The 13,392-nt window shown below is 46.7% G+C and carries 9 protein-coding genes; 4 read left to right on the forward strand and 5 right to left on the reverse strand.

The features are described 5' to 3' along the window. Positions 1–2: 2 nt before the first annotated feature. Complete coding sequence (gene radA, locus J7529_RS15625; protein ID WP_318729771.1) at positions 3–1,562, reverse strand: DNA repair protein RadA; 1,560 nt, start codon at positions 1,560–1,562, stop codon at positions 3–5. A gap of 149 nt (positions 1,563–1,711) precedes the next feature. Here radA and J7529_RS15630 point away from each other — a divergent pair, with 149 nt between their 5' ends. Continuing rightward, the gene (locus J7529_RS15630) at positions 1,712–2,002 is read left to right on the forward strand and encodes a hypothetical protein (protein WP_318729772.1); all 291 of its coding nucleotides are present in this window, start codon (positions 1,712–1,714) and stop codon (positions 2,000–2,002) included. On the opposite strand, the gene J7529_RS15635 is transcribed toward J7529_RS15630, so the two are convergent. Continuing rightward, a complete protein-coding gene (locus J7529_RS15635) occupies positions 1,971–3,191 on the reverse strand; it encodes an RNA-guided endonuclease TnpB family protein (protein WP_318729773.1) in 1,221 nt (406 codons plus the stop codon). The genes J7529_RS15630 and J7529_RS15635 overlap by 32 nt on opposite strands. 47 nt (positions 3,192–3,238) lie before the next feature. On the opposite strand from J7529_RS15635, the gene tnpA reads away from it, so the two are divergent. Genes tnpA through J7529_RS15650 form a run of 3 tightly spaced genes read left to right on the forward strand, consistent with a single transcriptional unit; the run spans position 3,239 to position 11,283 of the window. Then, positions 3,239–3,667 carry an IS200/IS605 family transposase gene (gene tnpA / locus J7529_RS15640; protein WP_318729774.1) on the forward strand — a complete coding sequence of 143 codons (429 nt, stop codon included), beginning with the start codon at positions 3,239–3,241 and terminating at the stop codon, positions 3,665–3,667. A gap of 23 nt (positions 3,668–3,690) precedes the next feature. Then, a complete protein-coding gene (locus J7529_RS15645; RefSeq protein ID WP_318729775.1) occupies positions 3,691–4,170 on the forward strand; it encodes a Uma2 family endonuclease in 480 nt (159 codons plus the stop codon). Positions 4,171–4,215: 45 nt separating this feature from the next. Then, a complete protein-coding gene (locus tag J7529_RS15650) occupies positions 4,216–11,283 on the forward strand; it encodes a DUF4157 domain-containing protein (RefSeq protein ID WP_318729776.1) in 7,068 nt (2,355 codons plus the stop codon). Between the two features lie 144 nt (positions 11,284–11,427). Here the strand turns inward: J7529_RS15650 and J7529_RS15655 are convergent, their stop codons facing one another. The 3 genes from J7529_RS15655 to J7529_RS15665 all read right to left on the reverse strand — a co-directional run bounded on the left by J7529_RS15655 (position 11,428) and on the right by J7529_RS15665 (position 13,224). Beyond that, on the reverse strand, positions 11,428–12,303 hold the full coding sequence (locus J7529_RS15655) for a DNA-formamidopyrimidine glycosylase (protein WP_318729777.1): 876 nt from the start codon (positions 12,301–12,303) through the stop codon (positions 11,428–11,430). 38 nt (positions 12,304–12,341) lie between these two features. Then, positions 12,342–12,548 carry a photosystem I reaction center subunit IV gene (locus J7529_RS15660; protein WP_271940587.1) on the reverse strand — a complete coding sequence of 69 codons (207 nt, stop codon included), beginning with the start codon at positions 12,546–12,548 and terminating at the stop codon, positions 12,342–12,344. A gap of 97 nt (positions 12,549–12,645) precedes the next feature. Beyond that, positions 12,646–13,224, reverse strand: a complete 579-nt coding sequence (locus J7529_RS15665; RefSeq protein ID WP_318729778.1) for a DUF6391 domain-containing protein — start codon at positions 13,222–13,224, stop codon at positions 12,646–12,648. Positions 13,225–13,392 lie beyond the last annotated feature (168 nt).

Raw genomic sequence — 13,392 nt, forward strand, 5'->3', positions numbered from 1 at the left:
TATTAAAGGTCTAATTCGTCCAATTCCAACTCGGACTCTGGTGAACCTTCGGAGGGAGGTTGTACGGGAATGGCAGAAACGATCGCATCCAAAACCCGCCCCACTGGGATAATGGTTAAGCCTAAGTCGGGTAAGGATTGACCTTTGGGAATGATCGCCCGTTTAAAGCCGAGCTTCGCCGCTTCCTTTAATCTCAGTTCTAATTGCGACACGGCTCGCACCTGCCCACCCAATCCCACCTCGCCAATAATCACCGTGCGCGGATCGACGAGGCGATCGCGGAATGAAGCAACCACGGACACCGCAATTCCCAAATCTGCCGCTGGTTCCTCCACCCCTAACCCGCCAGCAGAAGCCACATAAGTATCGAGCTTGGATAAAGGAATACCCACCCGCTTCTCCAACACCGCCAAAATCTGCAATAAGCGATTATTATCCACCCCAGTCGTCGCGCGACGGGGGGAACCGTAGCTCGTCGGACTCACCAGTGCTTGCAGCTCCACCACAATCGGACGCGTCCCCTCGCAGGCGACAATGGTACAAGTTCCCGACACCTTCTCATCCCGATTCCCCAAAAACAACTCTGAAGGATTCGATACTTCTGCTAACCCTTGAGCTACCATTTCAAACACGCCAATTTCATGGGTAGCGCCAAAGCGATTTTTCATCGATCGCAACAACCGATGGGAGGCAAAGCGATCGCCCTCAAAATACAATACCGTATCCACCAAATGCTCCAACACCCTCGGCCCCGCTAAAGAGCCATCCTTGGTCACATGACCGACAATAAAGAGGGTAATATTTTCCCGTTTCGCCACCTGCATCAGTGCCGAAGTACACTCGCGCACCTGAGCAACCGAACCCGGAGCAGAGGACAAAGACGGAAAATAAATGGTTTGAATACTATCAATCACCGCTAAACGGGGTTTCAGCGCTTCCAACTCCCGTAAAATTTCCTCTAAATCGGTTTCGGGTAACAGAAAAAACTTCGATTGTGGCTCTTCCGACTTTTCCCCTTTTTTGCTCTTCGGTTTCGGTTCGATGACGGCATCAAATCCATGCTTAAGTTTCGGTTTCTCCTCTTCTTCCTCTTCCTCTCCCACTCCTAACCGCGCTGCCCTTAATTTCACCTGTTGTCCCGACTCTTCCGCAGACACATATAACACCGCATGACGTTGGGAGAGCTGATTAGCCATTTGCAACAGGAGCGTCGATTTCCCAATCCCCGGTTCTCCCCCAATGAGTACCAAAGACCCCTGCACAATTCCACCACCGAGTACCCGATCTAACTCTGAATATCCCGAATCCATGCGTAAAACCGCTTGGTCAGAAATCGCATCCAGGGTAATGGCAGCACGAGGCTGACCGCTCTGGGTCGGCGATCGCCCCCCATCCTTTCGCCACTCCTGATTGAGTAACCCCAAACGGTTATTGGTGGTCACCGGGCCGCTCACCTGTTCAATCAGAGAATCCCAACTGTTGCAAGCAGAGCATTTACCGAACCATTGCGAAAATTCTGCCCCACATTGATTGCAAATGTAGAGGGTTCGAGACTTGGCCATAACTGTGATTTTACTCTTCTTGTTTGCATTATGGCAGATCTTGCCCTTATCCCTCATCAGAGCAAGAAAGTACTCCCTCAGAACAGCCAGAGCAGATCGGGACTTGATGTTACAATATAATTCAGATTCTTGACTGCAAACCGATTCCTATGCCTCTAACTCTCCAGCTCCAACAACTCGATATTCCCCCGGGTCAAAGACTCCTCATTCATGACCTAAACTGGGAAGAATTTGAGCAGTTTTTAATTGAACTGGGAGAAAAACGTGCCAGTCGCATTGCTTACAGTCACCCTACTTTAGAAATCAGAATGCCCCTACCAAAACATGAACGAGCTAAATCTTTCATTGGAGATATGTTGACATCCTCCCCGCCCGCCGCTTCGCTCTGGACGGGGATTCCCTGTCTATTCAAGCAGTATCAAATAACGATAACTGCTTGAATTCCAGATGAGTTGACGCTTCAACGGTTGCTGCTCCCTTGACGGAAGTCTTACGCTCTCCTCTACGTCCGTTTAGAGTCTCCGAATACCCTCCGGCGACTAGAATATTCACTGCGGCATTAACATCGCGATCGTGGGTTGCACCGCAGTTCAAGCAAGTCCACTTCCGGATCGATAGATCAAGCTTGCCACCTTTGAACCCACAGCACGAACACCTTTGAGAGGTAGGTTCCCAGCGATTAATGACTCGAAAATCGCGACCATATTTATCAGACTTGGACTCTAAGAAAGTCCGAAATTGCCGCCAACCTAAATCGCTAATTGCTCTAGAAAGGCGACGATTTTTAACCATTCCTGCTACGTTTAGATCTTCGAGGACAATCGTTTGGTTTTCACGGATCATCCTTGTTGATAGTTTGTGCAAGAAATCATTGCGAATATCTTTTATCTTGGCATACAACTTACCTCGGCGTTTTTTAGCCTTCTCATATCGTTTACTCCCCTGCTGTTTTCTGGACAGATTTTTGTCCACTCTCCGCAGTCTTTTAAGTTGTTTTTTTAACGGTTTAGGGGCATCAATTTTTTCACCCGTCGATAACGTGGCAAAAGTGGAAATTCCTAAATCAATGCCCACTGAATGTTGATTAGGAGCAAGGCTCTCTGGCGCGATTTCTACCACAAAACTGAGGAAATAGCGCCCAGCCGCATCCTTGATAACCGTGACCGATGAAGGTTTAGAGGGCAATGGACGCGACCAAATCACTTTAAGTAAGCCAATTTTTGCCAAATAGACTTTATCCCTTTTGATTGAGAAGCCATGCCGAGCAAATCTTGCTGATTGGCGTGACTGTTTCTTCTTGAATCTAGGCGGTCGCACTGGTTTCCCTTTCCGCTCACCTTTGCTCGACTTGAAGAAATTCTGATAAGCCGTATTCAGATCTCTCAAAGATTGTTGTAAAGGGATATTAGAAACTTGAGATAGCCATTGGCGGTTAGACTCTTTTTTGGCTTGAGTAATAAACTTTTTCTGTAATTGACTATTGCTTGGCTTCTTCTTTCCAGAGCGATATTGATCGACAGAGAAAGCTAACGCATCGTTCCACACCACGCGAACGCAACCAAACAATCTGGACAATAAGATTTGTTGTCCAAAAGTTGGATAGATTCGGTAGCGATATCGAGCTTTCATTAGGAATTTTTTATGCTACAGTATTGAGTGTAGCATATTGGGTCTGCATGAATCAACAATCCTATAGACGCGGTAGACATAGCATTACGCTTCTTCATGTTCACTTGGTCTTTGTCGTAAAATATCGACGAAAAGTTCTTTCAACACAGATTAGGCTGCGAATAACTGAGATCTTGAAAGAGTTAGGGAAGAAGATGGATTTTGCTGTTCTGGAAATTGATGGAGAAGAAGATCATATTCACTGGTTAATTGAATATCCTCCAACGTATTCAATTTCCAAGTTGGTTAATCATCTGAAAGGTGTTTCTAGCCGTCTTCTTAGAAAGGAGTTCAACTTAGTTCCCCATTCAGATCATCTTTGGTCTCCGAGTTATTTTGCTATTTCTTGTGGAGGTGCGCCGATAGAAAAGATTAAGCAATACATTCAACAACAAGGAGAAAAGCCGCCCACAGCGAAGCTAAAGGGCGGGGCTTGAAACCCAATTTTTGGGTCAAGATTTTGTTAGAAGAACTTGAGATCGATTGTGAATGCTTTGGATCGACTACATTCAAACGTAAAGAAATGGGATTTGGACTTGAGCCTGATGACTGTTTCTATATCGACCATCATCAACAAATGAGTGGCAAAGATTGGATTAATTTAGCTATCGATCCGCCTCCTGATTTGGCAATTGAAGTTGATGTTACCTCTAAAACTCAGACCGATGCTTATCTCCGCTTAGGGGTTCCAGAATTGTGGATTTATGGCGAAAATGAACTAAAAATGTATGTTCTAGAAGATGGGGAGTATAAGCCAATTGAACAGAGTAAAAGTTTTCCAGAGTTTCCAATAGCAGATTGGGTGAAAGAGGGGTTGAAAAGAAGTTATGACATAGGGCGAAGTCCTGCCTTACGGGAATTTCGGCAACAGATTCGACTTTTGGAGAATTCAAACGATCTCAACTCATTGGCATCCAACTCGATCGCCATGTTAACATAGAACTCAACTCTCTCCTTTCTGGGGCCACAAGCGAGATCGTCAGCTATGGCAACTAAAACAAAAACCCAAGTTCCGGTCACTCCCACTCCCGCAGTTCCGGCCAAAAATGCTCTCCCTACACCGAAACCCTTTACTGAGCATATTCCCTTACTGGAAACCGATACTGAGAGTGCGACTGTACAAATGACGGCGATGAGCGAGCCGCCTCCTAACGAGCAGGGGAAAAGTGCAGTGCTAAACTATCAGGGGACAGGCGATCGCCCCACGCTATCTCCCCTAGGGTATCAATTTAGTCAAATTGATGTAGCTCCCAGGAAAATTAATCCGGCTTTGTTGCAATCTCAAACCGAGGATGAAGACCGACATAAATTGCGGCAAGATGGAACATTCGAGACCAGTCAAACAGTAGAAAAACGGATTCAAGCCAAACGGGGAAAAGGACAACCCTTACCCAATGGGACGCGATCGTTTATGGAAGATCGCTTTGGCAATGATTTTGGCCAAGTGCGAATCCATACCGATAGCACAGCCGTCCAGTTAAGCCAAGACCTGCAAGCCAAAGCCTTTACCCACGGTCACGATATTTACTTTAATTCTGGGCAATATAACCCAGGTTCAACGAGTGGGAAACGGCTTTTAGCCCACGAATTAACCCATACTATTCAGCAAAAAGGGGCGAAACTCAAGCCCAAAAAAGTCGATCAAAAAACGACTAAATCGAATAAAATCTCTTCGGAAACTGCCCAATCAACAACCGAGAAGCCAATTAAACGTAAACCCTTAGCCCAAAAGATTCAACGAAAACAAACAGCTAAGGGGATTGAAGTGAATTTAAAGCCTTTAGAGGGTCAGATTCAGCGTAAAACATCCATGAGTGGCATTGATGTTAACCTCAAACCCCTGGGCAGTAATGTGCAACCGAAACAAGAGTACAGTGGTATCGATGTTAACCTCAAACCGCTGCCGAAACAAATTCAACAGAAATCAGAAAGTGAGGGGAATGGAATTGACGTTAACCTAAAACCCCTCACCCCTAAGGTACAACCGAAAGAAGAATACAGTGGGATAGATGTTAACTTAAAACCATTGGCAGCTAGAATTCAACGAACACCAGGAAAGAGCATTAAGATCCAACCTGAACTGATAGTCGGTGCGCCAGGCGATCGCTACGAACAAGAAGCCGATCTCATGGCCGATCGAGTCATGAAGGCTTCTACTCCAGTACAGCGAGACGAAGAACCCGAACAACAACCCGATAACACCACCCTACAATCTTCCCCGGAAACCCTGCAACGGATCAATGGTCGCCCCAACCGTCGTCGCACCAAAGCCATACCCTATGCAGCCATATTAGGTAACCAAGAAGAAAGCGAAGACGAACAGAACGTTAATATCACTCTGAAACGGGAAGAGGAGGCAGAAGAGTCTCCTGCACCACCCCCAGAGCCTCAATTTCCACAAGTGAATACCGATGAACAGAATGTTAATATTACTCTCAAACCCGAACCTAACCCAGCCATTGAATCCCCTGTAGAAATCAATGATTCACCCGCTACTGTGCAAGCCGATAGCGATGGGTCATTTCAGGCCAGTAGTGGCATAGAAAGCAAAATTAAGAGTAAAGAAGGGGGCGGTTCCTCCTTACCCACAGAGACCAAAGGCTTCATGGAATCCCGCTTTAATAATGACTTTAGTGGGGTTCGGGTGCATACCGACAGCGATGCGGTGCAAATGAACAAAGACCTAGGAGCCAAAGCCTTTACCCACAAGAAAGATATTTATTTTAATTCTGGACAATATAACCCCGGTTCTACCAGTGGGAAACATTTACTGGCCCACGAACTCACCCACACCATTCAACAAACGGGCCCCAGTGTGAAAACTCAGCCGGATGTTCAGAAAGCAGACGATCAAGACACGGAAGATGAAACCGAAAACAAAGATACCAGTACAACGCCAGTAGAGCAGAAGACTGAGATCACTGAAGAGGACATGGATGAAAATGAACGGGAAAAACTGGCTAAGAGGGCAGAAAAGACAGAAAAAGATGTAGAGAAAGGCAAGAAAGACGAGCAAGGGAAGGAAGAGGGAGACAAGGAAGGGAAGGATAAGGAAAATCAGCAAGAAGATGTCACCCCGAAGGATGAGAGTGAGTTAACGACACCCGATATTAAAGATGAACTAGAACAGGGCCTGCAACCTCCAGTGCAAGGGCCTCCGATGCCGATTATGGTGCCACAGGTTTCTTCGGATCAGGGTGATTTTAGCGACCCGATGCAAAATCCGGCCTTTAATGCCGTTAAGCAACAAATTGAACAACAGGGCGACCAGTTTTCGAGCCATGACGATCCGCAAAAGGAAGTGGTGGAAACCCAGGAATCGGTGGTTGACCCGAATAAACAAGACCGGGATGCGAAGGGGAAGAAAACGGACACTTCATCGAGTTTAGACCCGGAAACGTTCGATCGCGAAGCCTTTGTGCAACAACTTTTAGCCGCATTGGGTATTGAAGAACCCAAGAACATGAAAGATGTTGAAGGTGGGGGTGGAGTCGGATCGGAAGTTGAGGGAACCGTTAAAGATGAGGTAGGAGGGGCGACGACAAAAGCGGGAGGAGGGATGCCGGAGTCTACCCAAGTGCCTCCCGATCCTACGGTGGAAACGCCCAAAATCGTTAAGGAAATGCCGCCTGTCGAGGACAAGATAGCGGTTGATGAGCCGCCGGTGAATCCAGAACTCGCAGTTCCACCAAAGACTTCTAACAAGGATGTTGAAGAGCCGTTGAAGGAGCAAACGGAGAATTTAGAAGATACCTTTGGCCCCATTCAACCGAAGTTGAGGGTTGGAGGGCCTCAAGATAAGTACGAGAAGGAAGCGGACTCGATGGCGGATCGGGTGATGCAAATGGGCGATCGCCAAAGCGATCCGCAGCCGAAAGTGCAGCCGGAAGTTGAGCCAAAACGAAATAAGTTAAAGCAGGCCAAACTAGAGCGAACCGTCGATCCCCATGTGATACGGGCAAAATCCTTAGCGGAAATGATCCAGCGATCGCCCCAGTGGATCATCCAGCGCAAAAATTCTGTTGAACCCCAAACCATCGAGCAGCCCAATAGAGAGATTACCCTGACCACCGAGAACATGGAAACCTTCGGGGATATGGGGGGCGATAAGGCGATCGATAGCTTGAAAGAGTCCAAAGACTTTAGCGAAAAAGGCCCCAAAGAGTTTCGAGAAAAGGAACAGGGAAGCATTTCCGAAACCCAAACCCGGAACAAGGAAAAAACCCAACAGACCAAAGAGCAACAAAAAGGGGTTCGCACCCAAACCATGGTCGATATGACCACCAAAAAACAAGAAACCAAGGGTGCAAATGAAGAGGCTCGGCTCAAAATTACCGCCAAACTGAATAAGATTTACGAAGAATCCCAAGCCAAAGTAAATGGTATCCTGGCGGAAATGGATGCCGGAGTCCAAGCACGCATGAAGAGCGGCTTAAAGTTAGCTCGTCGAGCCTTTGAAAGGGTGCAAAAAGCTGCGTTCAAAAAATGGCAGAAAAATTATTACTATCATCGCCACGGTATTAAGATTAAAATTCTCTGGAAAAAATTCAAAATCTTCAATATCTTTCTCTGGGCGAAAGAAAAACTGTTTACCGGTCTTCCCGATGAAGTCAACGATATCTATAGCGATGCCAGAGAAGTCTATGTCGGTTTCTTAAGGCAATCCATTGGTGGCACAGGAGACTTTAACCCAACCATAAAAACGAAGGAAGTTAAAAGTGTCCTGAAAATCACCAAAGGGTTGTATGACCAACTCGACCCCATTGCTCCCTTTGTGGAGCAGAAAATGATCGAAGCCAAAACCGCCATTGATGAAGGAAAAACCAATTTTCAGGCAGCCGTGGATGAGTTGGGGCCAGAAGAAAAGCAACTGGCGGAAGGTGCGATCGCGAATATTCAAGGACAGTTCGATGGTTTAGAAAATAACGTTAAAGCTTATCAAGACAACTTAATTAATGATATCACCGAGAACTATAAGCAAGGTCTGCAAGAAATTGATGACCGCATTGAAGAACTCAAAGCTGCCAATGAAGGATTAGTCAAGAAAGCCCTCGCTTTTATTGGGGATTTAATGATCGCCATTATCAAAGCCCTATTGACTCCCATCAAGTGGATACTATCGAAATTTGGCATCGATAGCTCAATTTTAGATGCCATTATTGAAGATCCCGGCGGATTTATGAAAAATCTATTTACCGGACTCAAAGATGGTTTTCTCAACTTCGCTAAGAATTTCCCCAAACACTTCATCAATGGGATGGTTGAGTGGTTATTTGGTAATCTTGGCCCCATTACACTGCCGAAGAAATTTGATATTCAAGGCTTTTTCCAGATCTTCATGCAGATCATGGGTCTAACGGTTGATTCCATTTTTGACGTAGCGTCTGGAGTTTTTGGCAGTGACCTGATTGGTGCAATTCGGAGCGCGATCGAAGGAGCCGATATTGAGGGAATAATTGCCGGTTTAGATGAAAAAGTGGGCATGGTGGTTCAGTTGTTTTATACCTTGGTTAAAGATGGTATTGGCAAAGCCTGGTCATTCCTGATTGATATCTTTAATGAGATGAAAATGGAGTTCATCAAAGAACTCACGATTATGGCAAGCATTGAAGTTATTAAAGCCGCAACAACTTGGTTGATTGGGATTTTGAATCCAGCGGCCGGTATTGTGAAAATCATTAAAGCGATTGTCGATGTGATTATTTGGTTTGCCCAGAACTATGAACAGGTGGTTGAGTTAATTAAAACGATTTTTGCGGGAATGACGGCGATCGCCAATGGGGATACCGCAACCTTCTCGCTGTCCGTGGAAATGGCTCTGGCTCGGATTATTCCCATTGCCTTGGGATTCATGGCGAGTTTGATTGGTCTGGGAGGTATTGTTAATAAGATTCGTGGTATTCTAGAGAAAATTACCGGATTTTTCCGCAGAAAACTAGAGAAGCTGTTCCAAGCTGTGGTTGCACCAATCAAGAAGAAAATTGATGCGGTTAAAGCTAAGGCGCGGGAAAAATATGAGGCGGCTAAAGCGAAGGTGAAAGAGAAGTATGAGTCAGTCAAGGCTAAGGTGAAAGAAAAGTATGAATCGACGAAAGAGAGAGTCAAAAGTGCGTTTAAGAGCGATAAAGAGGAGACGGAAGAAGACCGAGAACGCAAGCGCCAAGAAGCAGAATATAAGCGCAAACTAGAGCAGCAAAAAGATGAAGTCAAGGACATGGTTTCCGAGGGAGAAACCAGAGGCGAACAGTTAATTAAATCGGAACGCAATCCCAAGGAAGTCAAACAAGGGCTAGGCGGACTCGAACAATCGATAGAACAAGGTCACGAGTTTGCCACAGTTGGTAGTCTCAAAGTTAAACAAGGGATATTTGATTGGAATGAGTATAAGCTGGTTGGAACGATCAAGAAAGAGAAAATTTCTAAGACCAGCACAAGCAGTGGTACAGTGCAACGGAAGACGGATAAGTGGAAAGATAAGAAAAATAAGCTGATTGTGGAAGATGATTCGGTCAGCAATGAGTTTACTCTCAAAGCCAAATTGATGGATGAATCGGATGTTTTACCCAATTTGGGTCGGGACTTAGAGAAAAGGGCCCGTAAAGATAAAGACCCGGACAAAATCAGGCCAGTTTTACCCAAGTTAAAACGACAGTATGATTTAACCTCAATTGAGTTGAATAATAAAACGGGGATTTTCGATCGCCTCGCCCGTGAGGTTGAGTATGAAATTGTCGCGCAGGTGCCCAAGGAAGAAACGGAAGCGAATCGGAAAGCAGCCCCCGGAAAACTACTCAATGCGCCCATTCAGGGGAATCTGGAACAGGCGATCCAGCGATCGCAAGGAAAAGGCGAACCCCTGAGCGAACCCGTGCGCCAACCCATGGAACAGGCCTTTGGGGTAGACTTTAGTGGAGTCAGAATTCACCGCAAGAGTGAAGGCGATCGGCTCAGTCGCTCCCTCAACGCCCAAGCCTTTACCACCGGCAAAGACATCTATTTCCGCAAAAACACTTATCGTCCCGATACTCCCTCTGGAGGTCATTTACTCGCCCACGAACTCACCCACGTCGTTCAACAATCAGGTGATAAACCCCAAGTCCAGCGCACTCCCTTCTTCCCCGATCGCCTCGTACAGCGCCAAGGAGACGGGCCACCCCCCAAACCCCTAGCCAGTCATGGGAATAACTTCACCCTTATCCAGCGTAAAGAAGATGATAGTGATGAGAGTGAAGAAGGCAGCTCGGACTTTCAACGCACAGCCACTGCTGTTGGAGTGGTTGCCGTCGGTACAGCCATAAAGCTCCACGAAGCTCGCTCTCGTACCAAAACTGATGTTGATGTTTACAAAGACATCGACAAAAAGAAAGGTCGCCTAGAAGTATTTGTGAGAATCAAACGCACCAAAATAAAAGCTAAAAAACAGAAAATGCAAGCCGTTTCAGCAGGCGAGGAACCGGGCATTCCCGAATTTACTCGCACCCTGATTGCCAAACATATCGAAACCATTGTCCGTCAAGACCCCAGCCCGGAAGTAGTGCAGAAAAAACTGGCTGAAGTGACCCTCAAATTTGACCTCGATCTGGTCAAAGTCGTGGGCTTTGCTGCCGTTGGTAAAAGCTTTGAATATAAAGTCCTGGCCCAAGGAAATCCCAGGGCTGTTGCCCAGAAAAAAATTGAAGCCATGCTCAAAAAAATGGCTAAAATGAGCGGCCCCAACCAACAGCCAGATACGGTTACTGAACAAGACACCCCCACAGATATTCCCACAGAAACCCCAGCACCAGACCCCACTCCTGACGAGACAGAAACCAAGAAAAAATCCTCTAAAGACACTCAAGAGGGTACGACGGAAACGACCTCACAGAGACCCCCAACGACCACTACACCCGTAAAATCCCAAAAAGCTAAAACGACCAAAATGAAAGGGTCTGGGCAAGAAACCGATGAAGGTGGCCCCCAACAAACCTTGAGTGCTAAAACTCAAATCAAACCTGGAGGCGATCCTAAAACTCTCTTTGTCACGGTTCGCGTCGATCCCGAAGACAAAAAGTGACACTTCTCGGTCTAAGGCCATAGAAATCGCCATGCTGAAATAGCAAGCCAGTTTCTTATTGTATCAAATCCTTAAATTCTTGTGACAATGCATCGCTGGGAGACAAGGGGCTTACAGCTCAAAGCGCTGTATGATTTTTAATTTTTAATTTTTAATTGCCTGGCATTGGGGACAAAAATGACTCGATCGCCCCCCCAACTTCACCCGCTCAATCACCTTGTCACAACGGCGACAGAGTTGCCCCCTGCGACCATAGACCCACGCCACCCCCGCATAATTGCCATTCACCCCTTGCACATTCAGGAAATGACTAAACGTCGTTCCCCCCTCCCTTAAGCTATCTTCCAGCACCTGAACCACCGCTCTTTTTAACTCCTCCAACTGGGAAACCGACAGATCGCAACAGCGCGTTTCCGGGTGGATTCCACTGAGAAACAGCGCCTCATCCGCATAAATATTACCCAATCCAGCAATTAAACTTTGATCCAAAAGAGCCGTTTTAATCGCTCGTTTCCGGCGCTCTAGGGTGCGGCGCAGGTATTCCACCGAAAAGTCCTCAGAAAGAGGTTCTGGCCCTAATTTTGCCAATCCCGTCATAATCTTCTCTGGAGCCAGATCAGCCGGAACCCACCAAACTCGACCAAAGCGACGCTGATCCACAAACCGCAATTCTTTCCCGGATTTAAACTCCAACCGTACCCTCGTATGTTTCGCCAGAGGTTCTTCAGGAGCAACCCATAACAACTGTCCCGTCATCCGCAAATGCACGCCCAACCATCCGGATGCATTGCCTTTCCGTCTTAACTGTGCCAACAAATACTTACCGCGACGATGCCATTGTACAATTCTCGCTCCTCGCATCGCCTGCAAAAATTCATCCACAGAAGGAGGGTGGGCAATGCTGTGACTCAAGCCTGATGGCCGGCGATCGCACAACACTTCCCCACCCTCAATCTCCTGCTCTAGCGTCAGTTGATTGAGTCCTTTCCGGACAGTCTCAACCTCTGGTAGTTCAGGCACAACTCTTACTCATCCCAATAAGCTTTGCCAAGAAACGATTACACTTCTTCAAGTTCGCTTTCTGCAAAGTTATTGGTATTGACTCCAGAAGCGCTACCGCTGAAACCGGTATAGTTGACTTTGTCAAAGCGAACAATAACGGGGTATTTGATTCCGCTTTTGTCTACACTCGCTACCGTACCAACGTCGTTGTACCAATAGGACTCTTTGCGTTTAATACGGACTTTAGAACCACGCTTAACCATGATGACTGTTTCCTTTGAGTATTTGTTAACGGGCATTGTCTCTCAGGGTACTACTCAACGGTTCTCATCTGCACGCTTAGTTTTTTAAGTTTTGTTACTAATCCTGCCATCGGACGCGCACAAAATGGGCGGGTTTACCCCACATATCTTGACTTTCCTCAATTCTGACGATTTCCAGGTTAAAGGGAATAGCTGTAGTCACGTAGCGTTGAGCAATCGGCCCTAAATCAGGGGCCAACTCGGAAGCACTCATCGCAGCAACTCCCACCCCCAACAATTGTCCGAGGGGATCTTTGGGCATCAGCCAATTCACACCCAGGGTAAAACCAGCCGTGAGTAGCAACGCTACAGAAAGATTGGTTCCGCATCGAGGATGAACCGCTAGGTTCCATTCTCCGCTGGTAATACGGTTTAGGGCGCTATAAACGGCTTGCTGTAAGGTTTGAGGGTTAACGCTACCATACAGGTAAAATCCCTGTTCTGTAGACATGCCACCCAACAGTTCGCCCCTGCGATCGGACTCCGTCAAAACCCAGACGGTTGCATGTTCTAAGGCATGAACTTGGCGCACCATTAAGAATTCTTTGACACCAGGCAGAAAGCCCAAGTGTTCTAGGATTTCTCGATCTTGAGTGGCTTGAGGCACAAAGTCAAAAGAAGAGGCTGTTTGTGTCATGGTTACCGGTTGCATGGATAAGATCTATTTAGAATGGTAGCGCGTTGGGCTAGAGGGAGGACGCGATCGCCTCAGCCATTCCCTATTCCCTGTTATCTAAGCTAAAAGGTCACCCTTTTAACTCGACTTCAGAACGGAACGTGAAAGTTTCCCTTCATTCCGCTCCTG

The sequence above is a fragment of the Roseofilum sp. Guam genome (assembly GCF_017746735.1).
GTDB classification, from domain to species: Bacteria; Cyanobacteriota; Cyanobacteriia; order Cyanobacteriales; family Desertifilaceae; genus Roseofilum; species Roseofilum reptotaenium.

What these genes read in the sequence shown, in the direction of transcription:
- radA (WP_318729771.1), bottom strand. Translation starts at nt 1,562, where the DNA reads ATGGCCAAGTCTCGAACCCTCTACATTTGCAATCAATGTGGGGCAGAA.
- J7529_RS15630 (WP_318729772.1), top strand. Translation starts at nt 1,712, where the DNA reads ATGCCTCTAACTCTCCAGCTCCAACAACTCGATATTCCCCCGGGTCAA.
- J7529_RS15635 (WP_318729773.1), bottom strand. Translation starts at nt 3,191, where the DNA reads ATGAAAGCTCGATATCGCTACCGAATCTATCCAACTTTTGGACAACAA.
- tnpA (WP_318729774.1), top strand. Translation starts at nt 3,239, where the DNA reads ATGAATCAACAATCCTATAGACGCGGTAGACATAGCATTACGCTTCTT.
- J7529_RS15650 (WP_318729776.1), top strand. Translation starts at nt 4,216, where the DNA reads ATGGCAACTAAAACAAAAACCCAAGTTCCGGTCACTCCCACTCCCGCA.
- J7529_RS15660 (WP_271940587.1), bottom strand. Translation starts at nt 12,548, where the DNA reads ATGGTTAAGCGTGGTTCTAAAGTCCGTATTAAACGCAAAGAGTCCTAT.
- J7529_RS15665 (WP_318729778.1), bottom strand. Translation starts at nt 13,224, where the DNA reads ATGACACAAACAGCCTCTTCTTTTGACTTTGTGCCTCAAGCCACTCAA.